Here is a 25,062-nt window from a genome sequence, read left to right on the forward strand (position 1 = left end):
CTTTTCTTTGTATAAAATCCTCAAATCAAATTATAAGCCTGCCTCCTTACCTTTCAAATTATTTATTTAAAAAACACCAAAGCACAACAAAAAGCCAAACCCATTTCTGAATTCGGCTTTGTTGAGTTTCAACTACTTACTATTAAGTAAAATACTTTATTTTAACTTCCAAGATACTTGCTTGCCAGCGAAGAAAGGCACAATTGGCTCTCCGTTCGGCAAAGTAATACTGTTAGGCACTTCCCAAGATTCGCGAACCAAGGTCACTTTTTCTGTGTTGCGCGGCAAACCATAGAAATCGGCACCATAAAAGCTCGCAAAGCCTTCTAGCTTATCAAGCGCGCCTAACTCATCAAACACTTGTGCGTACAGCTCAAGCGCAGACCAAGCACTGTAACAGCCCGCACAACCACAATCTGACTCTTTGCGGTGTTTAGCATGTGGCGCCGAATCCGTTCCCAAGAAAAACTTAGGTGATCCAGATTTAACCACTTCACGCAAAGCTTGCTGATGAGTACTGCGCTTAAGCACTGGCAAACAATAATTATGCGGACGAACACCACCATCTAGCATGTCATTTCTATTCAATAACAAATGTTGAGGAGTAATTGTCGCTGCGACACCACCACGGGCCGCCAAGACAAAATCAACGGCATCTTTCGTGGTGATGTGCTCAAACACAACCTTTAGGTTTGGCACTCGATCAACGATATTTACCATATGCTGATCAATGAATTCTTTTTCTCGATCAAAAATATCAATGTGCTTTTGCGTCACTTCACCATGAATCAGCAACAACATGTCGTTGTCTGCCAAAGCCTCAAATACTGGATACAAAGACTCCAAGGAATTTACACCAGAATCAGAGTTGGTTGTCGCACCAGCAGGATACATTTTGACCGCTAACACACCGGCTTTTTTCGCATCTTGAATATCTTGAACGCTGGTTTTGTCCGTTAGATAAATAGTCATAACAGGCATAAAAGTGCTGCCATCAGGGCGAGCCGCTAAAATTCGCTCTTTATAGCTCAAGGCTAACTCAGCAGTCGTAACGGGTGGCACCAAGTTTGGCATCACCACAGCACGCTCAAAACAACGCGCCGTCGCAGGAACCGTTTCAAGCAACATATCTTGGTCACGAAAGTGTAAGTGCCAATCATCTGGCTTAATAATAGTAATTTCGTTCATTAGCGGCCTTTTTAGATAACGTATGAGATGGTAAGAAGAAATAACACCTAAATTTTAACAGAAGTGGTTAGTCGACAATAGCCAACATTTTGACATAAAAAAAACCGAATCTATAAATAGATTCGGTTTTTTTAAAGCTACAACAAGTAAAACATATTAAGCGTTTTTACGTGGTGCTCTTGGACGACGTTCACCGCTGCGATTTGCATCGCGGTCACGACCGCCACCGCTTGGACGACGACGCTCACCACCATTAGATGGACGACGATCACCGCCACCAGCTGGACGCTTACGAGTAGAAGGTGCTGCTGCACGCTTATTCAACTCATCAGCATTATCTAGCTTAGCAATATCAGTACGCTGTCCACAGATGCGTGTTTTACCTAACTTACCTAGCGCATCAGCACTTAGGTTAGAAGGCAAATCCACTGTAGCGAAATCTTCATAGATTTCGATATGACCAATATAACGGCTTTCAATATCCGCTTCGTTAGCAATTGCGCCAACGATGTTGCCAGGTTTAACGCCATCACTGTAGCCAACTTGGACAACATAACGCGTCATAGACGTATCAGGATCATCCTTTAATGGCATAGCTTCTGCGGTAACTGGACGAACCTTACGTTCACGTGGCGCACGATCTCCGCGATCTCCGCGCTCACCACGAGAGCTGTCACGATCTTCACGACGCTCTCTGCGCTCTTGACGAACTTCCATTTCAGATAACAATAATGGTGTTTTACCTTGAGCCATATGAGCCAAAGCAGCCGCCATTTTCAATGGATCAACTTCGTTTTCTTTCTGGTAGCTTTGAACAAGCTCTAAGAAGAAATCAAGATTTTCATTATCCATCGTATCGGAAATGCTTTGCTTGAAGCGATTAACACGGTGCGCATTAATATCTGAAGCTGTAGGCAATGTCATACTTTCGATTGGCTGACGAGTGGCACGCTCAATCGCTTGCAACATACGACGCTCGCGATGAGCAACAAACAAGATTGCTGTACCAAGACGACCTGCACGGCCAGTACGACCAATACGGTGAACATAAGATTCAGTATCGTATGGAATATCGTAGTTAACAACGTGACTCACGCGCTCTACATCCAAACCACGAGCTACAACGTCAGTCGCAACTAGAATGTCGATTTGACCCTTCTTAATACGATCAACAGTACGCTCACGCAAATTCTGGCTAATGTCACCATTCAAGGCTTCACAAGCGTGGCCACGAGCCGTTAGCTTTTCAGCCAATTCAACAGTTGCCGCTTTTGTACGAACAAAGATAATCATGCCATCATGTTCATTCATTTCAAGAATACGAGTCAAAGCGTCTAGCTTATGCAGACCGCTTACTGGCCAGTATTTTTGAGTAATCGTCATCGCCGTAGACGTTTTGGTAACGATCTTCACTTCTTTAGGATTGTTCAAGTGACGGTTAGCCACCTGACGAATCACAGCAGGCATAGTCGCAGAAAACAAAGCGATTTGACGAGTTGGTGGTGTTTGCTCAAGAATCCACTCGACATCATCGATGAATCCCATGCGTAACATCTCATCCGCTTCATCAAGAACTAAGGCTTTAAGGCCATCTAGTTTCAATGTTTTACGACGAATGTGATCCATAACACGACCAGGTGTACCAACAACAACTTGAACACCACGCTTTAGCTGGCGAAGTTGTGTGTCGTATGACATGCCGCCGTAAATTGGCAAAACATGAAAATCTGGAAGGTTACGAGCGTAACTTTGAAATGCTTCAGAAACCTGAATAGCAAGTTCACGGGTTGGAGCCAAAACAAGTAATTGTGTCGTTTTATCTGTAACATCAATGCGAGACAGTAACGGAAGCGCGAACGCTGCTGTCTTACCAGTACCCGTCTGCGCTTGCCCCAAAAGGTCTCGACCTTCTAATAGATATGGAATACTTTGCGCTTGGATAGCAGATGGTTGCTCGTAACCTAGGTCAGCAACCGCTTTAAGAACAGGGGCGATTAGGCCCAACGAATCAAATGTAGGCTGAGTATCAGCATCAGACATGTAAATTAGTACCTTTTTTTGATGAGGATAAGGCCTGCAATCATTTACATGCCTTAATGAAATTCTCTAGAAATTCTCGGAGGAAAAACTGATGGCGAAGTATATACAATAAAAGAGAAATAAGCTAGGCAATGTTATAAATAAGATTAGCCGTACTACATCACACTTTTATTCGGGCTTCGTATCATCATCTACCTTTGAATCGATCATCACCGCCAGCCAATGCATTCTTGGGTTTGCTTCAAAGGCCAACTTCATGATGATGGTTAATGGAATCGAAAGCAGCATCCCAACTGGACCAAAAACCCATCCCCATAGAAGTAAAGACAGAAAAACCACCAGAGTAGAAAGTCCCAATCCGCGCCCCATGTAACGAGGTTCAATTACATTACCAACGATTAAATTCACCATTAAAAACGCACCAGCAACCAAACCCGCCGATAAACTACCAAGCTGAACAAAAGCGAGCAAAACAGCTGGAACCGCAGCAATAATAGACCCAATATTAGGTACGAAATTTAAAAGAAACGCACACACGCCCCACAAAATTGGAAAATCCACACCTAACACCCACATCAGAAAAGTAATTAGCACGCCAGTTAACATACTCACTAAGGTCTTTATCACTAAGTATCGGTTGACGGATTTGATAAAAGATTCAAATTTATCCATTGATTTAGACGCATCATGAAACGCCAAAGATAGCTTTTTGGGTAATTCAACGGCTTCAAATAGAATAAAAATAACAATCATCACCACCAAGATAAGATTAGTAAGGGCACTGCCAAGCCCTCTCAAAGCATTTGCCACCATCTGCATCAACGCAGAAGGATCTATATAGCCTTTCACTTGATCATAAGACACACGTAAACCGAAGCCATTAATCACCTGAATTAGGCCAGACATTTCTTCCGCAAAACGCTTTTTGTAATTTGGCAGCTGGTTAGAAAAATTATCCAAAGAAGCACCAACAAGTACGGCAATAGAACTAATTCCAACCAATATAACCAGCACAACCAATAAAATAGACAGCCAAGTTGGCACATTACGACGACGCAGGCTAGACATAGCAGGAGCGCAAATAATGGCAATAAAGACTGACAACATAAAAGGCACTATTATTTGAGAAGCCGCCTTTAATGCAGCAATTATGATGACAAAGGCTGCAAAACCGACTAGCCAATAAATGCCTTTATGCTGTTCATTCATATATATTCCTTATAAAGGTATCGGGTAAATACTTTGGGCGTAATCCGCCAAGTCTTGCAACATAACTTGTTTCGCTGCAGGCAAATCGGGTGTTTGAGCTATCTGATTCAATCGCTCAAAATACTGCTCCATATAAATAGAGCCGCCACCGTCTTTTTCAAGCAAGCGAACCTGTCTATATTCTTCCCATTCGAATTGTTGTTGCTCACTCAATTGATCAGGGTAATTTCGACCAATATAACGCATTAACATTTCAGGTAAGCGGCGATCATCAAATGACATCGCCAACTCGGACAACTGATCAGCCGGCGTGGTGCGAATTTTCTCCATCCTTACTTTATCTTCACGAGAGAAAAAACCACCAGAGTAAAGCATGACATCGGGATCTTTATGAATTGGTCGATCCTCTTGCATAAAGACGTCACTAAGCTTGGCAGCCAAACCAGCATGCCCTTTTATGATGGCAAGATTATGACGACACACAGCCCCATCCAGTTCAAGCCGCTTAACCACGTCAGCATCTTTCAAAAAAGTGGCTGGCGCAACAGCCGGAGATTTATTGTAATGAATCACTTTTAGAGGCAATCTATCTAGATCTCCCAGCTCATCTTGGCGAGTAAAAACGCGATGCCGAATTTCGTCCACACTTAAATCAATTAAAAGCTGAGCATCTGCCATCAGATCAAAAACAATTACACCATTTTTGTTCGTTGGATGTGGCGCAATCGGCACGACAAAAGCCGCGTAGTTTTTTGCCTGTCCAAACATGCCAGAGATATGTAAAAAGGGTTTTAGTCGAGCCACATCAATAAACTGCTGCAATTCGTGCTTTTGACGCATTTTGAAATAGTAAGCAAACAATTTTGGTTGCTTACTACGAATTAACTTAGCAATCTCAATGGTTCCATAAACATCAGATAAGGCATCATGCGCTTGCTCATGAGCAATACCATTGGCTTTCGTAAGCGCTTCCAGCTTCATCGACACTTGACCGTCTTCATTCTTCGGCCAGACAATTCCTTCTGGGCGCATTGCATATGTCATACGCACTAAATCAATTATGTCCCAACGAGAACAGTTGTTCTGCCACTCTCTCGCATAAGGGTCAATAAAGTTACGATAAAAGCCGTAACGAACCACTTCGTCATCAAAGCGGATGGTATTGTATCCCAGAGCACAAGTGCCAGGCTGCGAAAGTTCTGCTTCTACTGCTTGCATAAATTCTGCTTCACACAAGCCTTCTCGATTCGCATCTTGAGGACTAATTCCAGTCAGCAGGCAGGCTTCCGGTTGCGGTAGAACGTCTTCCGCTAGACGGCAGTAAAACATGATGGGCTCGCCAATGGGGTTAAAATCAAGATCAGTTCTAATCCCAGCAAACTGCATGGGGCGATCTCGCGCTGGGTCCGTTCCGGTTGTCTCAAAATCAAACCAAAAAAATGATGTAGGGCCCGATGAAGTCACAAATAATTCCTGTAAGCCGTTAAATAAAAAGGTATTATACGCATCTTGGTGTGTATTTGGCGATGAGAGGAGTATATCTATGCCAGTCCCAGTAATTTGTCCATGCGGAACAGGAAGCCCATATGAGATGTGTTGTGGTATGTACCATAACAATCCAGGCACCGCCCCTACAGCTGAAACACTAATGCGTTCACGTTATACCGCTTTTGCTATTGGTGATTTTGAATACATTACCGCCACACAAAAACTAAAAGACGAACCAGATCAAAACACCGCAGATATCCAAGACAGTAACGAACACACTAAGTGGATAAAGCTAGAAATCAACGCCACAGAAGATGGTTTAGAAAAAGATAAAACAGGCGTTGTTGCCTTCTCTGCACACTTCAAAGAAGGTAAACACATAGGCCGCCTAAGCGAACGCTCTATTTTTAAGAAAGTAAAAGGCCAATGGTTTTATATCTCTGGCGAGCACGATGTCCAAAAAAATACACCATTAATTAATTCTGAAGCCATGAATATAGGCAGAAATGATCCATGCCTATGCGGATCAGGAAAAAAATACAAAAAATGCTGCGCTATGGCTTAACTTAATAACTTAGTCAACTGCGTCCCATTTTTCTTTTATGCTTCTTAACTCATCTTCAATAGATAAAAATGTACGCACCAACTCTGGATCGAAGTGCGTATTTGCTGCTTGATGGATATGCTCTAACGACTCTTCGATTGTCCAACTCTTCTTATAAGGACGCACCATAGTGAGTGCATCGAATACGTCAGCCAAGGCGACAATACGAGCCGACTGTGGAATTTCTTCCCCCGCTAATCCTGAAGGATAGCCCGTACCATCCCATCTTTCATGATGACCTAATGCCACTTCGGCCGCTAATTTAAATAATGGCGCTTCGCCTCTTATTAAGATTTCATGCCCAATAACGGTATGCTGGCGCATTATTACCCACTCATCATCCGTTAACTTATTAGGCGATTTCAAAATACTGTGAGGAATACCTACTTTACCGGTATCATGCATAGGCGCAGCAAGCTTTAACAATTCGACCTGTGACTCTTCCCACCCTATCGATCTAGCTAAAGCGGCACAATAATCCGCCATTCGCCACATATGCACGCCAGTATCGGTATCATTAAGCTGACTCACTGCTCCGAGCATACCTATCGCAGACTCCAATGCATCATCGAGCTCTCTCGTTCTATCATCAATGATTCGCTTATTACGCAAATTATCCTCAGCTAATTTTAAATGAGTCGACACTCTAGCCAACGTTGTCAAAGGCGTAATAGGTTTAGTAATAAAATCCACGCAGCCAACATCAAAGCCTTGCTGTTCATGTAGAGGGTCTGTAACTGCAGTTAAAAAAATTACAGGAATATCTGCCGTTTTTGGATTAGATTTCAATCGTTCACACACCTCAAAACCATTCATATCAGGCATCATAATATCCAATAATATGAGATCGGGAAGAGATCGATTTACAATATCTAAGGCTAATTGCCCACACTTCGCAACTTGAACATGGTATTGCTCGGATAAAATATCTTTAAGCAAGTCAATGTTTCTAGGTACATCATCAACGATGAGTACACGCTTGGTTTTTAAAGCCATTTGTTGTGTTATTTTCTTTAATTCTTCCAACTCACTCTCTTTGATCAGGCTCATTAAATAAGACCTCGCTTAAATGCCCTAACTTTCATCATTGCATCCTGATAATCATAAGAAGCAATATCTTCTACTGCTGATTTTAAAATATCTATATCGCAAAAATTATACCTTTTCTCAATTATTTTTTTGATTAATGCTTCGCTATCAGAATCTCCATCCTCCAACAATACCTCTAGCTCCTCAAGCTTAGACTTTAAATAGATGATATTTTTATCACCTAAAGAAGTAGAGCTAACTCTTGTTTTTTTAACTAAAGAGGTGAAACTATATTCAACTATCCAATGCTGAACCTTCTCAATCAAAAGATATGGATCTAATGGTTTAAATAAAACGTCATCAATTCCCAACCTTAAAACACTCTCTTTTTTTAAATTTAAATTATCTGCAGTTAGAAAAATAATTGGTGGTTTATTATAGCGCAAGTCAGCCGTTATTTTCTCACTTGCTTCATAACCATCCATTATGGGCATCCTAATATCCATCAGAATTAAATCATAAGAATGAGATAGTGACATCTCATAGGCCTCTTTGCCATTTTCAACCCAATCAACGGATGCTCCTATTTTTTCAATTATAGCTTTAACGATACTAGCGTTAATTTTATTATCTTCAGCCAACAATATAGATTTACCTTTAAAAAAAGCCTCATTATCTTTAACTTTTTCGTTCGAAACCTTATTGTTAACAACATCACATCTAGAATTTAATATTGCTATTATATTATGTAAACTAGTGGGCGTAACAAGTCCTAACTCTAGGTAATCCGATGCATTTGAGCTTTTTCCATTTAAAATTAGAATCTTATTATCAAAGCCTTTTAGTTGTTTCAAAAAACCACCATTCTCAGTCAAAAAATGATGGCTCGCAATGATCGAACAACTCTTTTTCGGGAGGTCCGCTAGTTTTAGCTTGGAAATATGACTAGCCCCTAGCGCTAAAAATAAAGAAACTATTTCAACATCTTCTTCAAATATCGTTACATTTTCTATATGCGCTGAAGTCAATTTCAAATCTGGGTGATAAGGAAGTTTAATCTTAAAAATACAGCCCTCACCCAACGCACTTTCATAAGAAATATGACCACCAAGTAAATTCACTAGTTTTTGTGTAATACTTAACCCCAAGCCAGTGCCTCCATATAACCTTGTTGTACTACTATCTGCTTCAGGGCAAACGCATGAACGCTTTTTGATCAGTTGATGCAGCATTTGCATTCAATCCGTGTTTGATTAATGATCGTGCCTTTTCGAAGCCGATGACCTTATTAGAACGTATGATGCAGCTAAATGACCCACGCCAACAAGCAAAATGTACCCATGATTTAGGGGAAGTCGTCTTTATGACGACCTGTGCAATACTTTGTGGTGCGGATGATTGGAAGTCTATTCAGCTCTTTGCTGATACTCGAAAGGACTGGTTTAAACAGTATCTTCGATTACCTGGTGGCATTCCATCGCATGATACCTTTAACCGTTTATTTTCTTTGTTGGATCCGGCCTGTTATCGAGAAATGTTTTGTGGCTGGGTTCAAGATATGTTGATGGATACCCCATTATCGGGTGTCGTCGCGATTGATGGAAAGACGGTGCGGGCGTCGCGCTCGAACAAGCACCAAGCAATTCACATGGTGAACGCTTGGGCCTCGCAGGCAGGCGTGTCTCTTGGTCAATACAAAGTTGATAAAAAATCCAATGAAATCACAGCTATTCCTAAGCTACTAGACCAACTAACTATCAAAGGTTGTTTGGTCACAATGGATGCCATGGGGTGCCAGAAAGACATTGTCTCCAAGGTCATTGTAAGAGAGTCCGATTATTTGGTTACCGTAAAAAGTAACCAGAAAACGTTACATAAAGAGTTGGTTACCTACTTCGACCATTACTGGGCAAACCATATACAAGACACGCTAAGTGATCAATTTTTTGAGCAACAAAACGAAACCCATGGTCGCAAGGAGCATCGTCGATGCTGGGTCACGATGGATTTATCTTCCCTGTCTATTGCAGCAGAATGGCAAGCTAAAACCGTCGCCGCGATACAATCAGATCGAGTTTCTAATGAAAAAGGCCGAAGCCATATTCGTTATTTTATTTCCAGTAAAGCGATGACGGCGGAAGAAGTGCTAAAGGCTACTCGTGAGCATTGGGGGGTCGAAAATCAGCTTCATTGGGTGTTGGATGTCTCTTTTGGGGAAGATCAGTGCCGAGCTAGACAGGGTTATGCTGCAGAAAACCTAGCCACCACCCGACAAATCGCTTTAAATTTATTAAAGCAGGAAACAAGTTTGAAACTGGGTATCAAAAACAAGCGCAAAGCCTGCGGCTGGGATGATAAGTATCTGTTTAAAGTGATGGGACTGGTTAAATAATATTCATGCGTTTGCCCTGCTATCTGCTTGTTTAAACACATCAAACACATCTACACCGTCTGGTATACCAACACCTGTGTCCTGTACATCAATTAAAATCTCTTCTGTATTTAATTGATAGACCTTAACTTTGACCGAACCAGAATCCGTAAATTTAATAGCGTTGCCGACAACATTCACTAAAATTTGCTGTAGCCTAGTTCTATCGCCGATCAAACCATCATTTATTGAAAAGTCACGAACAATCATAAATTCTAGATTTTTAGATTTCGCTTGCCCTTCGCTTATCTGATAAACATACTCAAGTGCATCATCTAAGCTAAATAAGCTATTTTCTAAATCGATTTTACCTGATTCAATTTTTGAGTAATCAAGAACGCTATTAATAATTAAAAGCAAACTATCAGAAGATTGCTGAATTTTAACCACTTTTTCACGATGTTCATCATCTAAATCTGCATCTAACAGCAAATAACTAAACCCGACGATGGCATTCATTGGCGTACGAATTTCATGGCTCATGGTTGCTAGAAAATCGGATTTAACTTTTAAAGCTTGCTCTGCGGAAAAGACAGCAACCTCAAGATCGCCAGCTAATTTTTGTGATTTTTCAAAAGATTTTTTAGTAACTTTTAACTGTTTGAACAGCATTATTATAATAAAAAACATGGTGATGGTTAATAAGGCGATTAGTGAACCTAAATAGAGAAACAAGCCTAAAGTATCACTCCTCTGCTTCACCTTGTCTCTAGATCTAGATGCAAGCGTTGCCAATACAACATCTTCTGTTTTTTTCAGCAGGTAATTACTCTTATTTAATAATAGGCTAACATCAATGAATGGTTTATCCGTAAAAAGAAGACGATCAATCTCAACCATTTCATCCTTAAGTACTGTCATCATTTCAGCAGAATTATCCAATCGATCAAACAGAACTCTTAACTGCCCTTTTTCCAAAACATTAACTCGGCTATAAAGAATATCAAACCGTGTTCGCGCCTCATCAAGACGCTCCTTAGTTAAATCATCTTCTAACAATTTTAGAGAGTTTCTAAGCTTTAGCGTTTCTCTATCGAGTTGATAAGCAGCCCACAACGCATCTTCTTCCACTGCTGACATCATCATTTTTTGACGATCAACCAATTCAGCAAAAATCAGCATTGCCGCTCCCATAAAAATAAGAGCAGTTATCACCAATACAATAAAAGGTGATGGCTTCTTCTTAGCAAATAATCTTGCAATGGAAGACAGGCGAAATCGCATAGTAGATTTACTCAACGTCTATCGACTTTATTTGCCATACGGAACGATTGTGAATAACCTCATTATTTAAACTAGGGTCATCACTAAAAGGATAAAGCAGGAAGATGGGACCTTTATCCCTTACACTCATCACCTTACCATTCATCTCCATCGCGAGAATCACATCGTAATCATCACCATCTTTCTTCGGCACTATCGCACTATAATCATTCAACGCCGTCATAGATAAGGTATCTGTTTGAGCACCGACCGCCGACATAATAGAACGCAATAAAGGACCACGATAAAGATCAACCCCTTCACTCCAAGGTGTTACCGTATGTTGATTTATCACCTCTAGGCTCATCAACATATCGCGGTCAAATTCAGCGGTTTTTTCGTGAGTATTGGTATTTGTAATATTTCCAGTAACTGTTAGGATGACAGGCCCTGTTGGTTTAGATAAAGCTTGCGCCTGTAAACCAATACCAGCGAACACGCCAAAAAACATGATTCCCGCGACGAAATACGGCTTCATTCAAAACACCTCAAGATGGATAATATCGCTGCAGTATAGAGAAAAATTCAGCCACATTCGTTAGTCACTTACGAAACGAAACGCTTTCTACACCAAGGAAAACAAAGGCCGAACAATAGATACAAAAAAAGCTGCAAATGCAGCTTTTTTATCTAATAAAAACCTGAAATTTAACAAGTATTTAAGCGACTGGCTGACCTTGCGATGCAATCCAAATACGAAACCAATCATCATCACTAAGCGAAGTAGACATAGCCTCTATCGCAGCAGCTAAACGAGCAATTTTGCCAGACCCCATAACAGGACAAATGCCAGACGGATGACGCAATAGCCATGCAACGACTATTTGATCGGCTGTACAATTTTTTTCCTGTGCTAAATCACTCAATACAGCTTGAACTCGTTTTGCTTTTTCACTCGTTCCGGAAAACAACTCACCACCCGCAAAAGGCGACCAAGCCATTGGTGTAACCGCATGCTGCTGAACATGATCCAATGTACCATCTTCAAAGTGTTGCAACGCCAATGGTGATAATTCCACCTGATTAATAATCAAAGGGGCATCAAGGCGAGACTGTAACAAATCAAATTGGCGAGTGGTAAAATTGGATACGCCAAAATGCTTAACCTTGCCAAGCGTAAACAACAAATCAAACGCCTGAGCGACTTCGTCCGCATCCATCAAAGGACTTGGACGATGTAATAACAAGGTATCGATATATTCACATTGTAGATTCGCCAAAGAGCGATCAACACTCGCCAATATATGCTCAGCACGATAATCGTAACGGTGAACCTGAATCTCTGGACGATTGTCAGACGGCAACACGATGCCACACTTAGTAACAATCTCCATCTTGTCTCGCAACGCTGGCTTAAGTTTTAACGCCTCACCAAACAATGCCTCACACTGATAACCACCATAAATATCCGCATGATCAAACGTCGTCACACCTAAATCTAAACATGACTCAATAAAGCCTAGTGTTTCTGAAGAAGTCATATTCCATTCTTCTAGCCGCCAAAAACCTTGTGCGATACGCGACCCTTCAAAACCAAGGGGATGATACTGATATCTCATGGAGATTTTCCTTACTATCATTATTGTATTACCAATCATTCTAAAGTGAGTTGAAGGCAAAAAACAGCAAACTCAGTGAATCTGCATAACTGACAGGAAACATCATCAAAGGTATACTATGCCGCATTCAAGACTGACCTCTAGCGAAAGAGCGACGCGACCACCTACAACGGACAAACTATAACGAGTAAATTGTGGGCAATATCGAACACTTATAATTTACACGCAGCGATACACGACTAAACACAAGAACCAAACAATAAACACAACACCACTGTGATGGACTTAATAATGAATTCAATTACGCTAGGCCCTCTTTCCAAAGCCAATGGAGAGATCCAAATTCCGGGTTCCAAAAGCCTTTCAAACCGTATTCTACTGTTGGCGACCTTGGCAAAAGGCACCACACGAATTACCAATTTGCTAGACAGTGACGACATTCGTCGCATGCTAGAAAGTCTAACCAAATTAGGTGTGAACTATTCTCTAGAAGATAACGGCACAACCTGCGTACTAGAAGGACTTGCCGGCCCAATCCAGGCAGATTTTGGAGACCTATTCCTTGGCAACGCCGGTACTGCAATGCGTCCTTTGGCTGCAGCACTTTGCCTAGGTAAAGGAGAATTTCATTTACATGGTGAACCGCGCATGCACGAACGCCCCATTGGCGATCTAGTTGATGCTTTGCTGGCATTGGGTGTCGACATCGCGTACGAAGGTGAGAAAAATTACCCACCTTTACGCATTAAGGCGAATGGTTTATCTGGCGGCGAAGTGTCTATTAAAGGCAACATTTCAAGCCAATTCCTAACCGCTATCTTGATGAGCGCCCCATTAGCAAAAGGCGATTTAACCATCAAAGTCGATGGTGAACTGGTTTCCAAGCCATACATCGATATTACCTTGCATGCTATGAAGCAATTTGGTGTCGAAGTGGAAAACCAGAACTATCAAGCATTCGTGGTAAAAGGTCAGCAAACTTACCAAAGCCCCGGTGAAATAATGGTAGAAGGCGACGCCTCTTCTGCGTCTTACTTCCTAGCCGCTGCGGCGATTGCTGGCGGAAAAATCAAAGTCCACGGCGTAGGCACAGACAGCGTACAAGGTGACGTGAAATTCGCTGATGTATTAGCGCAAATGGGTGCGAAAATCACTTATGGCCCGACTTGGATAGAAGCGGAACGCAACGAACTGAATGGCACTGATATGGACATGAATCACATCCCTGATGCAGCCATGACCATAGCAACCACAGCGCTATTCGCGAAAGGCCCAACCACCATTCGCAACATCTACAACTGGCGCGTGAAAGAAACTGATCGTTTATACGCCATGGCAACGGAACTGAAAAAACTCGGTGCCGACGTTATTGAAGGCGAAGACTTTATTACCGTCACACCTGTTGAGAACTTAAAACATGCGGCCATCGATACTTACAATGATCACCGCATTGCCATGTGCTTCTCTCTGGTTGCCTTCTCCGATACACCAGTCACCATCAATGATCCGGGTTGTACATCAAAAACCTTCCCGACGTATTTTGAGCTTTTTAACACCATAGCCAGCTAACAGTCGCTTTAGATAATACGCAAAAGGCCAAATTCCTCTAAAGAATTTGGCCTTTTTTAATTTAGCTATTTTTATAAGTACAAAACGTACATAAAAAAACCCCAGCATGTTACTGCTGGGGCAAGGCTCTCAATATAAAGGGAAATGTATCAATGAAATATTAAGACTTAGGTTGTGCTGGCGTTTCAAGTTTTTCGATCTGTTGCGGAGTTAACAATGCATACAAACCAGCTCGGTTTTTTGCAAAGGCAATCGTTAGGTCTTCCGTTAACTCACCGCTTTCCTCTGCAAGATCATCCACTTTGTTCATATAATCCTTTGAACTAGGTGACAAATTACTTAACTCCACTTGCGTGTTGTGCAATTTGTCTTGAATCTGGCGAATCGCTTTGCCATCTTTTTCAAACAAATCAGAGACTTTTGTTTGTGTTTTTTCATCTAAGCCAAGCTGCTGTGCAATACGGCTTGCAAGTTGCTCATGACTTGGCACTGCATTAATTGGAGCTTCTTGGGTGGCTTGGCCTTTAACAACATCACCTTGAGGTGATTTTGTTTCTGCATAAGCGCTCACCGCTACACCGGTTATAATCGCGGCACTCAAACCGATAACGCCCATCATTCCTGCTTTTTTACGATTAAACATAGTTGGCTCCTTAAGCTCTGTTTCCTGTTTGGATGAAATCTATTATGTCCATTTATTTGTCAAACAGTGTCAAAGAGAGTGAATCGAGATGCACAACTTGTCATGAGAGCGTAAGGGGAAATGCGCATTCACGAGATTTCCCTATTAACCAAGTAAGCCAGAACATATTCTTAGGAGTGGTGTTGAATCCCTTGACGCTTGCTCCTTTTTTTAACTATGTGAAAGCGCAGGATCCCAATCTTTCCAAACCACTTCACGCCCCTGCTCTCGAATCATCGCCATGATGTCAGACACAGGTCGCTCGTCGCTGATCTCAAATTGTTCAAGAGCCTCTTGGGCATCGTTCGCATAGCCTCCCGGTTGGGTTTTGGATTCCGCACTCATCGTAGTAAAGCCCATACGCACAGCATGATGACGAAACTCTGGTGACTCACGAGTAGATAGACTCATCTCTAAGTCCCGATCAAACAAACGCCAAGCAGCAATAAGCTGAACCAACTGTCGATCCGAAATCACCGATTTTGGCACTATGCCTCCTTCACAAGGGCGAATTCGCGGAAATGCCACGCTAAAGCGGCTTCGCCAATAGCGCTTTTGCAAGTGTCGCAGATGATGCGCCATCATCACCGAATCCGTGCGCCAATCTTCTAAACCAAGTAACACGCCCAAACCAACCTTATGAATGCCTGCTTGCCCAATACGGTCCGGTGCGTCGAGGCGATAATTAAAGTTGGATTTGTTGCCTCGTAAATGATGCTCAAGGTAAGTCTTGCGACGATAGGTTTCTTGATAGACCAGAACACCATCCAAGCCGATACCTTGCAGTTTCTCATATTCATCAGCATCTAATGGTTGCACTTCCATAGAAAGCTGACTGAAATGCGGCTTAATCAAGGGAATCATGCGTTCAAAGTACGGCATGGAAACTTTATTGGTTTCACCTGTCACCAAGAGAATATGGTCAAAGCCTTTGCTCTTAATCGCTGCAACTTCTTTTCCCACCTGAGTTTCATTCAAGGTAAGACGCTTAATGGAATTATTCATGGAAAAACCACAATAAGTACATTCGTTCGCGCAAGTGTTAGATAAGTACAAGGGCGCAAATAAACTCAACGTATTGCCAAAACGCTGCAAGGTAAGTCGTTCGCTTTTTGCGACCATTTCCAACAAATAAGGCTCTGCTGCTGGGGAAATCAAAGCGGCGAAATCGTCCACATCAAGTTTGCTTTTATTTAAGGCTCGCTGAACATCTTGCTCGTTTTTCTCTTGATGAATTTGCATAATCTCTTGCCAATCGACATTTTCCACAAAATGGCTAAATTGCCCTTCAATAGCAGGACTTTGTTCTAACAAGCGAATTTTATGACTAGCTCCATCTTTCATGACAAGGCTCCAAGGAAATCCGTCAAAGGACTCGTAGCTTGCGCTTGTACGCGTCTTTCTCCCAAACCGGACTCATACGCCATTCGTCCGGCTTCCACCGCTAGTCGAAAGGCTTTTCCCATGTTTGCAGGCTTTCTCGCCACAGCCATGGCGGTATTCACCAGTACCGCATCTGCGCCGATTTCCATCGCTAATGCAGCATCCGACGGCGCACCAATGCCCGCATCAATAATCACAGGGACAGTGCTTTGCTCAATGATGATTTCTAGAAACGGTCGACTTGCCAACCCCATATTAGAACCAATAGGCGAACCAAGCGGCATCACACACTGACAACCCACTTCTTCTAACCGTTTACAAAGTACAGGATCTGCATGGACATAAGGCATGACCACAAAGCCTTTTTTAATCAGCTCTTCGGCAGCCAATAAAGTTTCCATACCATCTGGCATCAGGTAACGCGGATCGGGGTGGATTTCTAACTTCACCCAATTGGTTTGCAATGCTTCTCTGGCAAGTTCGGCGGCAAAGACCGCTTCTTTCGCGGTACGAGCACCAGAGGTATTGGGCAGCAGTTTTATGGCTTGCTGCTGTAAAGGCTGAAGAATATTGTCCGTCTGGTTTTTTAAATCCATACGACGCAACGATAACGTAACCAGCTCGCTTTCACTGGCCGTTAAAGAATCCATCATGGCGTCGGCACTGGCATACTTTCCCGTACCGGTGAAAAGTCGAGAATGGAATTCGTGTCCTGCGATAAATAAAGACGACATATTAGCCTCCTGCAATAGATTCAAAAATAAACACCTGACTCTGCTCATTCAGCTCGGTACTAGACCACAAACTTTTTGGCACCACCTGCTGATTAATCGCAATAGCAATACCTTGTTCGCTCTTGTCTAATTGAATGAGTAAGTCTTGGAGAGTTTTCCCTGCAAATTCATGAGGCGCATCGTTCAGCATAATTTTCATTGCTCTCCCCCTTTATTTCTTTGAGTGTTCGAGTGCTTTTCAAACAAGCAAATAAGTGATCGTGTCGCGGCTTCTGGATCAGCCGCTTTGGTAATCGCGGTAACCAAAGCAACACTATCAACCCCTGTTTGAGCTACAGCAGGCAAACGCTCGGCATTGATGCCGCCAATCGCTACCGTGGGAAACACGTCTTTTAATAACGTCGCGTAATGGGCAAGTCGAGTTAAGCCTTGCGGCTGGGATGGCATGTCTTTCGTCTGTGTTGGAAAAATATGACCAAAAGCGATATAGCTAGGTTGAATAAATTGAGCCCGAGCAATTTCATAGTAACCATGGGTACTGATGCCGAGTCGCAAACCTGCCGCTTGGATTTTTTCTAAATCCGCCACGTCTAAATCTTCTTGACCGAGATGAACACCATAAGCACCAAAAACGATGGCCTGCTGCCAATAGTCATTGATAAAGACTTGAGCGTCGTATTCTTTTCCTAAGGCAATCGCCTGTTGAATTTTATGTTCTAGATCAGCATCGTCAGGGTCTTTGATGCGCAACTGGGCGATCTTCACTCCTTGTTTGAGCACTAAATCCAGCCAAGCAATAGAATCCACTACGGGATACAAGCCCATTTTATCGAGATTCATCTTGGCAAAAGGTTGGTTAATCGACATGATCGGTTTGTTTGGCGCAACAATCGTCGGCAGGTTTTCAATCTGCAACGGCCAACCGGGGCGACCGAGTGGCCCGGCCCCTTCACCAATTTGTACACCGCTTTTTAATGCGCCAGTTATATAGGCTTTTGCCATGGTCATGGCATCCAAGAGATCGTAACCATGGGCGATAAAGCTAGCCAGCGCTGTCGACAAGGTACAACCCGTGCCGCGGGTATTATGGACAGTGAGTTTTTCGCACGCGAAACCAACAACAGAATTTTGCTCCAGCAACCAATCAATAGATGCCTCTACGTCACTGCAATGACCTCCTTTAAGAAGCCAACAGCTATCAGAAGCCTCAAAGTAAGCTGACATATCCTTTTGCAGACGCTCAATAGCCAGCTCACCAGACAATCCAGTTAGAGCCGTAAATTCCATTAAGTTTGGTGTTATCACATCCACATACGGCAAGATATGATCCAGCAAACTAGCACCCGCATCAGTTTGTTGGAGTTGATTGCCTGACTCACTGCTCGCCGCCATAACAGGATCAAGGACGACCAATACATTCGGAAAATCCGCTTTGATACGCTTTAGCCAAGTCGCGCACGCTTTTACTATCTCGATGGATGGCAACAAGCTAACTTTGATGGCATCTGGCGACACATCATCGAGCAAGGTTTGCCATTGCTGATCAAACATAGCCAAAGAAACAGGTTCAACAGAGCGCACCTCTTTAGAGTTTTGCGCAGTGATGCAAGTAACGATGGTTTGCACGTGACAGTTTAAATCCTGTCCAGTACGCAAATCCGCTTGAAGTCCAGCGTGGGCGGACGAATCCGACCCACCCACGCACCAGACAACAGGAGGTTTTATAGACATAAATCCTCCTTTCACTTACAGCGACTTTTCTTTTGATTTATAGGTGGTTTGCTTGTCTGTGGTCAATTTATCTGTGGTTAACTTATCCGTGGTCAACTTATCTGTAGTTAAGTAGACATCACTGCCTAGCTCACGGAATTGCTCGGACATTTTTTGCATACCCGTTTCCGCTTCACTCACATTCATTGAGTTCGCTTCTAAAGCACTCGTATCGATTTTTTGCGCGTCCTCTAGACCTTTCGCGTAGTCACGGACCTCTTGAGTGATTTTCATTGAACAGAATTTCGGCCCACACATGGAACAGAAATGCGCCACCTTGCCAGAGGCCTGCGGCAATGTTTCATCATGGTAAGAGCGAGCGGTTTCAGGGTCTAACGACAGGTTAAACTGATCCTCCCAACGGAACTCAAAACGCGCTTTAGATAAAGCATTGTCACGAATTTGCGCGCCAGGGTGGCCTTTGGCCAAATCCGCCGCATGGGCTGCAATTTTGTAGGTAATCAAACCTTCTTTAACGTCTTCTTTATTAGGCAAGCCAAGATGCTCTTTTGGTGTCACGTAACACAACATGGCACAGCCATACCAACCTATTTGTGCCGCACCAATGCCAGAAGTAATGTGATCGTAACCTGGCGCGATGTCTTGAGTGAGTGGCCCTAAGGTGTAAAACGGTGCCTCATGACAATGCTTCAGCTGCTCGGTCATGTTCTCTTCAATCAGCTGCATTGGCACGTGTCCAGGGCCTTCAATCATTACCTGTACATCGTATTCCCAAGCAATCTTGGTTAGTTCGCCTAAGGTGCGAAGTTCTGACATTTGCGCTTCGTCATTGGCGTCCATAATGGATCCTGGACGCAAACCATCACCAAGCGACAAAGCCACATCATATTCCGCACATAACTCACAAATATCGCGGAAACGTTCGTACAAGAAGCTTTCTTTGTGATGCGCCAAACACCATTTCGCCATGATAGAACCACCACGAGAAACAATCCCAGTAAGACGTTTCGCCGTCATGGGCACATAACGCAGTAATACGCCCGCATGAATAGTAAAGTAATCCACGCCCTGCTCCGCTTGCTCAATCAAGGTGTCGCGGAACACGTCCCAATTTAGGTTTTCCGCCACACCATCGACTTTTTCTAACGCTTGATAAATCGGTACCGTACCGATTGGCACAGGCGAGTTGCGCAAGATCCATTCGCGTGTTTCGTGAATGTTTTTACCGGTCGATAAATCCATTACCGTGTCTGCACCCCAACGGGTTGACCACACCAATTTTTCTACTTCTTCTTCAATGGAAGATGTGACCGCTGAGTTACCGATATTGGCGTTTACTTTCACTAAGAAGTTACGACCGATGATCATCGGTTCAGATTCAGGGTGATTGATGTTGTTGGGAATGATGGCACGACCTCTTGCCACTTCATCGCGCACGAACTCTGGCGTAATACGTGTTTGTAAGTTAGCGCCAAAGCTTTGCCCTGGATGCTGTTTCAATAACAATTCGCTCTTAATCGCATCAATATTTTGGTTTTCACGCAGTGCGATGTATTCCATTTCTGGTGTGATAATACCTTGGCGAGCGTAATGCATTTGCGTCACACATTTGCCTTGGCGAGCTTTGCGCACTTTAGGTAGCTCTTTAAAGCGCAAGTCATCTAGTGCAGAGTTTTCTAGACGTGACTGAGCAAATTCTGATGACACACTTGGCAATATTTCTGTGTCATCACGCTTTTCAATCCAAGGCGCACGCATTGGCGCTAAACCGCGATACACATCAATGTTTTCTTCTGGGTCTGCATAGGGGCCAGAGCAATCGTAAATATAAATCGCTTCATTGGGTTCGAAAGTCAGGTTGTCAGGATCGGAACCAATAGGCGTATCCGTTAAATTGATTTTACGCATAGGAACGCGAATGGAATCGTCGGTGCCAGTTAAATAAATGCGTTCAGACGCAGGAAAAGGCTTGGCTTGCAATGACTCGATAAAAGACTTCGCTGCTTGGCGAGACTCTTCGCGAGACTGTTTTTTAGATGGGGTTGTTAATTGTGTTGCTAGTTCGTTATTCGTCGACATGAGCACTTCCCTTATTATTAAAATGGAGAATTGCTTGTCTGGGTGCTGTTTTACAGGTAAACACACTACTGGCGTTAATTGCAAAACGTGAACCCTGAATTTTATTAGAAAGGATGCTTTAAAAGAGATGACCGCATCGATTCCATAAAAATCAGGAGTTCATTCGATGCAGAAAAGAAAAATTGAGACTTTCTTGTTTCCTACGCGGGTTTTAACCCGATCAGGTTCTGCGGATCCCGCATTTAATTATGCGATCTCAGCCAAATGGCACTCCGACAAGTAGGGCTGAGTATACTTAGTCTTATCGGAATGTAAACACCCATGTTTTCTATGGGTGTTTACCAAAGACAACAGGCAAAAGTCTATTCGCCTTGCATTTCCAACGCCATTTTATAAAGGTAATTTTTCTTCTCGCCCGTTAACTTAGCTGCCATCGCTGCCGCTTGTTTAACCGGTAAATCTTCTAATAAAATGGTCAAAATACGCTTTGCTTCTAATTCTGCTTCGTTACCGCTTTCTTGCGTAAAACTCAACATAACAACGAATTCACCACGTAACTGGTTGGCATCTGCATCGAACTTGGCAAGGATTTCAGATGCGGTACCCGATAAGAATGTCTCGAATGTTTTCGTTACTTCGCGAGCCAATACAAGCTGAGCATCTTCACCATAAACTTTTTGCACATCCGCAATCGAATCATAAACACGATGCGTGGATTCGTAAAAAACCACAGTACCCGTTTGCTTTTTCCAAGATTCAAATAAGTCACAACGCCCTTTGGATTTAGCAGGTACAAAACCCGCAAAAAAGAACTGATCTGTTGGCAATCCTGATGCGCATAAAGCAGCAATCAAAGCACAAGCACCTGGAATCGGTAGGACTTTATGGCCTTTTTCACGTAATGCATGCACCACATGATAACCTGGATCTGAAATTAACGGCGTGCCCGCATCAGACACTAGAGCGACATTTTTACCTTCGTCTAACAAGCTCGCCACGTAGTCGGCTTTGTCTTTTTCATTGTGGTCATGAATGGAAAATAGCTTCGCTTCAATAGCAAAATGATTAAGTAAACGTCTTGTGTGTCGGGTGTCTTCCGCCGCGATATAGTCTACATCTCGTAAAGTTTGTTCGGCTCTTTTACTGAAATCGTCTAGATTACCAATTGGGGTAGCAACTATGTACAGCGACCCTCTCGCATCATCAGAACTATGTGGTACCATGTTGCCTCTTTTATTTGTCATTTTATAAGCTTATGAGCCTAATTAATTACCGCATCATATCATTAACTCTTTGCACTTTTCTGCTGAGTGCCTGTAATTCCATGAATTTAAATATGGAACAGCCACAAAATAGAGCTCAAGCAATCAATAACGGTTCTCAAGAAAGAACTTTGCCACCAAGCATCTATCATCCAAAGAAAACGACTGATGTTTCCAAAGCGCTGGCCGATTCCTACATATCTGCAAAAAATCTTTATCAACAAGGTGAATACCAACAAACCATTGATATTTTAGAAGATAAGCTTTTAACAACGCCCTCTTCTATTCAGTTCGAAGCCTATTTATTAGCCGCTTTGTCTGCGTCTTACTTAGATAATTCAATTGATTCTATGCATTATCTAGAACAGGCAGATCAACTTATTGCTGCCCGTCATCCAGACAATCAAAACAAACTTAAAGAGACGAAAGCATCTATCCTTGAATACTTTGGCAATTGGCTAGAAGTCGTCGATCTTCGCATGGATTTAACCTACAACCTCCCTCTGAATCAAGGCGAAGAGAATCAAGCAAAACTGTGGATGGCAATCCAAAACCTGACACAGAATGAAGTTGACGAATTATTTCAGCAACAAAAGCCTTTGCTTAACGGCTGGCTGACAATCAGCAGCATCCTAAGAAACCAAACTTTATCCATCGAACAGCAACTTAAAATGTTCAAAAATTGGCAAGCTGAAAACCCAAATCATCCAGCAGCGCTCTCACCACCACAAGATTTTGAGATAATGGCTTCCGTTGAACAGATGGCACCGAAGAAAATCGTTCTGATGTTACCAATGAGCGGAAAACTAGCCCGCGCATCTCAAGCTATTGTTGATGGATTCTTTGCCTCTTTCTATAAACAAAAAGAAGCTAGACCAGAAATTAATGTAGTCAACATAGACGATTACGCGACCATCAATGAAGCCATTGCCGCGGCTAATGAAAAACAACCTGATGTTATTATTGGCCCCTTGCAAAAAAATAACGTTGCCCAAGTAAGCCGCTTAGATTTACCTTATCCGGTTATCGCGCTAAATCAGCTTGATATCAACCAGCACCCTAAAAACCTCTATCATTTTTCCTTAAGCGCTGAAGATGAAATACACGAACTGATCGCTTTTGCTAAACAAGAAGGCGCGACGAAAGCCGCCATTCTTAGCACTCAAGATACATGGGCTTTAAAGCAAAGCGATGAATTCCGTGCCGAAGCGGTCAAAGAAAATGTAACCATCATCTCAAATCAGTCTTACGCGAACACACCGAAAGGCAGACAAGACGCCATTCAGAAATTATTACTGATCAATGAAAGCTATGCTCGCAAAAGATCCATTGAGAAATGGATAGGAACAAGCGTAGACAGCATCGCCAGGTCTCGTGAGGATTTAGATTACGTTTATTACATTGGCAAGCTCAATGATGCTAAACAGATCAGACCGCTTTTAGATTTCTACTTCGCCGACAAGACTCCTATGTTGGCCAGCAGCACTCTAAACGACAGCGCACCAGAAAGATCAACAAAACCAGAAGACATCGAACGCATTCTTTTCACCGAAGTACCTGCTCTTACACCAAACAATAATTCACTTGACGTTTTGCCTAAAAATCAAAATTCAAATATTTTACGCAGACTGCAAGCACTGGGAGCAGATTCGTATTTATTAGCAAATAAATATCAGCTATTCACATTACTTCCTAGCACTAAGATATCTGCAAATACTGGCATTATCACAATGGATGAGAATGGCATATTTCATAAAAGACCTGAGATCATGACTTACCGAAAAGGAAATTTGGTATATGCGACTAACCACCAATTTTTTGAACAGAAGGAAAACGCCGAAAAATAACGGCGAGAAAGCAGAACAAGCTGCCGAAGCTTTTCTACTAAAACAAGGTCTTCGATTTGTAGAAAGAAACTTTTTCTGCCGTATTGGTGAAATCGATTTAATTTTTTTAGATCAAAATACCTATGTCTTTATAGAGGTTCGTTTCCGAGCAAACAGTGCTCATGGCAGTGCCGCTGAAAGCCTCGGGCAATCAAAGCTAAAAAAAGTACGCAACAGCGCGGCTTTATGGCTACAAAAGAATAATAAAGTAAATAATGCAAGTCGCTTCGATGCGATACTATTTGACGAAAAAATAGACTCTCAACATTTAACTTGGCTTAAAGCAGTATTTTAACCACTATGGATTTTCAAGAAGCAATCTACACACAATTTGCCCAGAGTTTTGAAGCACAACAACAAGCTCTGGAAAGTTTACCGCCTTACATTGAACATGCTGCAAAAGTCATTTTTTCAAGCATTGCTTCTGGTGGGAAAGTTATTTGCATAGGCAATAGCACAGGCTCTCATTTGTCCCAGTACTTTAGCACTCTGATGTTGGACAGAATGGACAGAGAGCGTCCCGGCTTACCCGCCATCAATTTGAGCGGTGAAGGCTCTGCGCTACTAGCCATTACCCATAATGATAGTTACCACGACGTCTTTTCCAAGCAAATTACCGCGCTTGGCAATCAAGGCGACATATTGTTTGTCATTGCAAACAGAGGTAACACCTCACCAATAATCCAAGCTATCCAAGCTGCTCATGAGCGCAAAATGAGCATAGTTGCGCTCACCAGCCCAGAAGCTAAGAACGTCTCGTCACTCACCTCACAGGACGATACAGAGATAAAGATCAACCTTCTTGGTACTGCCAGAGTCCATGAATGCCAACTCAGCGTCATTCATATTTTAGTGGATTTACTTGAACGCCAACTGTTTGGCTATGAAGACTAAGCAGATCCAATAAAAACATCGATCATCGAAC

22 protein-coding genes and 1 riboswitch are annotated in these 25,062 nt (G+C 42.7%); of the genes, 6 read left to right on the top strand and 16 right to left on the bottom strand.

Annotation, left to right across the window (positions count from 1 at the left end):
- Positions 1-156: 156 nt before the first annotated feature.
- From pyrC to sbcB, 4 genes are all read right to left on the bottom strand, one after another.
- Entirely contained in the window at positions 157-1,188 is a 1,032-nt protein-coding gene (gene pyrC, locus ACO05V_RS14630) for a dihydroorotase (RefSeq protein ID WP_421852913.1), read from the bottom strand.
- A gap of 156 nt (positions 1,189-1,344) precedes the next feature.
- Positions 1,345-3,228: a DEAD/DEAH box helicase gene (locus ACO05V_RS14635; protein WP_421852916.1), complete on the bottom strand. Its 1,884-nt coding sequence runs from the start codon at positions 3,226-3,228 to the stop codon at positions 1,345-1,347.
- Positions 3,229-3,396: 168 nt separating this feature from the next.
- Positions 3,397-4,437, bottom strand: a complete 1,041-nt coding sequence (locus ACO05V_RS14640; RefSeq protein WP_421852919.1) for an AI-2E family transporter — start codon at positions 4,435-4,437, stop codon at positions 3,397-3,399.
- 9 nt (positions 4,438-4,446) lie between these two features.
- A complete protein-coding gene (gene sbcB, locus ACO05V_RS14645; RefSeq protein WP_421852922.1) occupies positions 4,447-5,901 on the bottom strand; it encodes an exodeoxyribonuclease I in 1,455 nt (484 codons plus the stop codon).
- A 79-nt stretch (positions 5,902-5,980) separates the two neighbouring features.
- Here sbcB and ACO05V_RS14650 point away from each other — a divergent pair, with 79 nt between their 5' ends.
- Positions 5,981-6,490: a YchJ family protein gene (locus tag ACO05V_RS14650; protein WP_421852925.1), complete on the top strand. Its 510-nt coding sequence runs from the start codon at positions 5,981-5,983 to the stop codon at positions 6,488-6,490.
- Between the two features lie 9 nt (positions 6,491-6,499).
- Here ACO05V_RS14650 and ACO05V_RS14655 read toward each other — a convergent pair whose 3' ends face one another.
- The gene (locus tag ACO05V_RS14655; protein WP_421852928.1) at positions 6,500-7,579 is read right to left on the bottom strand and encodes an HD domain-containing phosphohydrolase; all 1,080 of its coding nucleotides are present in this window, start codon (positions 7,577-7,579) and stop codon (positions 6,500-6,502) included.
- Positions 7,579-8,790: a response regulator gene (locus ACO05V_RS14660; protein WP_421852931.1), complete on the bottom strand. Its 1,212-nt coding sequence runs from the start codon at positions 8,788-8,790 to the stop codon at positions 7,579-7,581. Before ACO05V_RS14660 ends, ACO05V_RS14655 begins: the two co-directional genes overlap by 1 nt.
- Before the next feature lie 47 nt (positions 8,791-8,837).
- Between ACO05V_RS14660 and ACO05V_RS14665 the strand changes: the two genes are divergently transcribed.
- A complete protein-coding gene (locus ACO05V_RS14665) occupies positions 8,838-9,950 on the top strand; it encodes an ISAs1 family transposase (RefSeq protein WP_421852934.1) in 1,113 nt (370 codons plus the stop codon).
- Between the two features lie 3 nt (positions 9,951-9,953).
- Here ACO05V_RS14665 and ACO05V_RS14670 read toward each other — a convergent pair whose 3' ends face one another.
- The 3 genes from ACO05V_RS14670 to ACO05V_RS14680 all read right to left on the bottom strand — a co-directional run bounded on the left by ACO05V_RS14670 (position 9,954) and on the right by ACO05V_RS14680 (position 12,811).
- On the bottom strand, positions 9,954-11,213 hold the full coding sequence (locus ACO05V_RS14670; RefSeq protein WP_421852937.1) for a histidine kinase dimerization/phospho-acceptor domain-containing protein: 1,260 nt from the start codon (positions 11,211-11,213) through the stop codon (positions 9,954-9,956).
- Between the two features lie 7 nt (positions 11,214-11,220).
- Positions 11,221-11,730 (bottom strand): hypothetical protein, encoded by a 510-nt coding sequence (locus ACO05V_RS14675; protein WP_421852940.1) that lies wholly within the window; start codon positions 11,728-11,730, stop codon positions 11,221-11,223.
- Between the two features lie 181 nt (positions 11,731-11,911).
- Entirely contained in the window at positions 11,912-12,811 is a 900-nt protein-coding gene (locus ACO05V_RS14680) for an aldo/keto reductase (protein ID WP_421852942.1), read from the bottom strand.
- A 291-nt stretch (positions 12,812-13,102) separates the two neighbouring features.
- Here ACO05V_RS14680 and aroA point away from each other — a divergent pair, with 291 nt between their 5' ends.
- A complete protein-coding gene (gene aroA, locus ACO05V_RS14685; protein ID WP_421852945.1) occupies positions 13,103-14,380 on the top strand; it encodes a 3-phosphoshikimate 1-carboxyvinyltransferase in 1,278 nt (425 codons plus the stop codon).
- Between the two features lie 160 nt (positions 14,381-14,540).
- Here aroA and ACO05V_RS14690 read toward each other — a convergent pair whose 3' ends face one another.
- From ACO05V_RS14690 to rsmI, 7 genes are all read right to left on the bottom strand, one after another.
- A complete protein-coding gene (locus ACO05V_RS14690) occupies positions 14,541-15,023 on the bottom strand; it encodes a Spy/CpxP family protein refolding chaperone (RefSeq protein ID WP_421852948.1) in 483 nt (160 codons plus the stop codon).
- A 210-nt stretch (positions 15,024-15,233) separates the two neighbouring features.
- Complete coding sequence (thiH, locus tag ACO05V_RS14695) at positions 15,234-16,406, bottom strand: 2-iminoacetate synthase ThiH (protein WP_421852951.1); 1,173 nt, start codon at positions 16,404-16,406, stop codon at positions 15,234-15,236.
- Positions 16,403-17,179 carry a thiazole synthase gene (locus ACO05V_RS14700; protein ID WP_421852953.1) on the bottom strand — a complete coding sequence of 259 codons (777 nt, stop codon included), beginning with the start codon at positions 17,177-17,179 and terminating at the stop codon, positions 16,403-16,405. Before ACO05V_RS14700 ends, thiH begins: the two co-directional genes overlap by 4 nt.
- Position 17,180: 1 nt before the next feature.
- Positions 17,181-17,378, bottom strand: coding sequence for a sulfur carrier protein ThiS (gene thiS / locus ACO05V_RS14705; protein ID WP_421852956.1), 198 nt, complete (start codon positions 17,376-17,378; stop codon positions 17,181-17,183).
- On the bottom strand, positions 17,375-18,910 hold the full coding sequence (thiE, locus tag ACO05V_RS14710; RefSeq protein WP_421852959.1) for a thiamine phosphate synthase: 1,536 nt from the start codon (positions 18,908-18,910) through the stop codon (positions 17,375-17,377). Before thiE ends, thiS begins: the two co-directional genes overlap by 4 nt.
- A gap of 15 nt (positions 18,911-18,925) precedes the next feature.
- Positions 18,926-20,989, bottom strand: coding sequence for a phosphomethylpyrimidine synthase ThiC (thiC, locus tag ACO05V_RS14715; protein ID WP_421852962.1), 2,064 nt, complete (start codon positions 20,987-20,989; stop codon positions 18,926-18,928).
- 180 nt (positions 20,990-21,169) lie between these two features.
- Positions 21,170-21,274: riboswitch (TPP riboswitch) on the bottom strand.
- Positions 21,275-21,351: 77 nt separating this feature from the next.
- Positions 21,352-22,212, bottom strand: a complete 861-nt coding sequence (gene rsmI, locus ACO05V_RS14720) for a 16S rRNA (cytidine(1402)-2'-O)-methyltransferase (protein WP_421852965.1) — start codon at positions 22,210-22,212, stop codon at positions 21,352-21,354.
- A 113-nt stretch (positions 22,213-22,325) separates the two neighbouring features.
- Between rsmI and ACO05V_RS14725 the strand changes: the two genes are divergently transcribed.
- From ACO05V_RS14725 to ACO05V_RS14735, 3 genes are read left to right on the top strand one after another with little or no spacing between them, the layout of a single operon-like run.
- The gene (locus tag ACO05V_RS14725; protein ID WP_421852968.1) at positions 22,326-24,098 is read left to right on the top strand and encodes a penicillin-binding protein activator; all 1,773 of its coding nucleotides are present in this window, start codon (positions 22,326-22,328) and stop codon (positions 24,096-24,098) included.
- Positions 24,049-24,432, top strand: coding sequence for a YraN family protein (locus ACO05V_RS14730; protein WP_421852971.1), 384 nt, complete (start codon positions 24,049-24,051; stop codon positions 24,430-24,432). Before ACO05V_RS14725 ends, ACO05V_RS14730 begins: the two co-directional genes overlap by 50 nt.
- A 5-nt stretch (positions 24,433-24,437) precedes the next feature.
- Positions 24,438-25,031 carry an SIS domain-containing protein gene (locus ACO05V_RS14735; RefSeq protein WP_100188409.1) on the top strand — a complete coding sequence of 198 codons (594 nt, stop codon included), beginning with the start codon at positions 24,438-24,440 and terminating at the stop codon, positions 25,029-25,031.
- Positions 25,032-25,062 lie beyond the last annotated feature (31 nt).

This window comes from Marinomonas sp. (genome assembly GCF_965225885.1).
GTDB lineage: Bacteria > Pseudomonadota > Gammaproteobacteria > Pseudomonadales > Marinomonadaceae > Marinomonas.

Excerpts from the sequence above, each read along its gene's own strand:
- ACO05V_RS14725 (WP_421852968.1), top strand. The coding sequence starts at position 22,326 with ATGGAACAGCCACAAAATAGAGCTCAAGCAATCAATAACGGTTCTCAA.
- thiH (WP_421852951.1), bottom strand. The coding sequence starts at position 16,406 with ATGAAAGATGGAGCTAGTCATAAAATTCGCTTGTTAGAACAAAGTCCT.
- thiE (WP_421852959.1), bottom strand. The coding sequence starts at position 18,910 with ATGTCTATAAAACCTCCTGTTGTCTGGTGCGTGGGTGGGTCGGATTCG.
- ACO05V_RS14635 (WP_421852916.1), bottom strand. The coding sequence starts at position 3,228 with ATGTCTGATGCTGATACTCAGCCTACATTTGATTCGTTGGGCCTAATC.
- ACO05V_RS14675 (WP_421852940.1), bottom strand. The coding sequence starts at position 11,730 with ATGAAGCCGTATTTCGTCGCGGGAATCATGTTTTTTGGCGTGTTCGCT.
- thiC (WP_421852962.1), bottom strand. The coding sequence starts at position 20,989 with ATGTCGACGAATAACGAACTAGCAACACAATTAACAACCCCATCTAAA.
- pyrC (WP_421852913.1), bottom strand. The coding sequence starts at position 1,188 with ATGAACGAAATTACTATTATTAAGCCAGATGATTGGCACTTACACTTT.
- rsmI (WP_421852965.1), bottom strand. The coding sequence starts at position 22,212 with ATGGTACCACATAGTTCTGATGATGCGAGAGGGTCGCTGTACATAGTT.
- ACO05V_RS14650 (WP_421852925.1), top strand. The coding sequence starts at position 5,981 with ATGCCAGTCCCAGTAATTTGTCCATGCGGAACAGGAAGCCCATATGAG.
- ACO05V_RS14700 (WP_421852953.1), bottom strand. The coding sequence starts at position 17,179 with ATGTCGTCTTTATTTATCGCAGGACACGAATTCCATTCTCGACTTTTC.
- ACO05V_RS14665 (WP_421852934.1), top strand. The coding sequence starts at position 8,838 with ATGACCTTATTAGAACGTATGATGCAGCTAAATGACCCACGCCAACAA.
- ACO05V_RS14655 (WP_421852928.1), bottom strand. The coding sequence starts at position 7,579 with ATGAGCCTGATCAAAGAGAGTGAGTTGGAAGAATTAAAGAAAATAACA.
- ACO05V_RS14690 (WP_421852948.1), bottom strand. The coding sequence starts at position 15,023 with ATGTTTAATCGTAAAAAAGCAGGAATGATGGGCGTTATCGGTTTGAGT.
- ACO05V_RS14640 (WP_421852919.1), bottom strand. The coding sequence starts at position 4,437 with ATGAATGAACAGCATAAAGGCATTTATTGGCTAGTCGGTTTTGCAGCC.
- ACO05V_RS14670 (WP_421852937.1), bottom strand. The coding sequence starts at position 11,213 with ATGCGATTTCGCCTGTCTTCCATTGCAAGATTATTTGCTAAGAAGAAG.
- ACO05V_RS14735 (WP_100188409.1), top strand. The coding sequence starts at position 24,438 with ATGGATTTTCAAGAAGCAATCTACACACAATTTGCCCAGAGTTTTGAA.
- ACO05V_RS14730 (WP_421852971.1), top strand. The coding sequence starts at position 24,049 with ATGCGACTAACCACCAATTTTTTGAACAGAAGGAAAACGCCGAAAAAT.
- thiS (WP_421852956.1), bottom strand. The coding sequence starts at position 17,378 with ATGAAAATTATGCTGAACGATGCGCCTCATGAATTTGCAGGGAAAACT.
- ACO05V_RS14680 (WP_421852942.1), bottom strand. The coding sequence starts at position 12,811 with ATGAGATATCAGTATCATCCCCTTGGTTTTGAAGGGTCGCGTATCGCA.
- aroA (WP_421852945.1), top strand. The coding sequence starts at position 13,103 with ATGAATTCAATTACGCTAGGCCCTCTTTCCAAAGCCAATGGAGAGATC.
- ACO05V_RS14660 (WP_421852931.1), bottom strand. The coding sequence starts at position 8,790 with ATGCTGCATCAACTGATCAAAAAGCGTTCATGCGTTTGCCCTGAAGCA.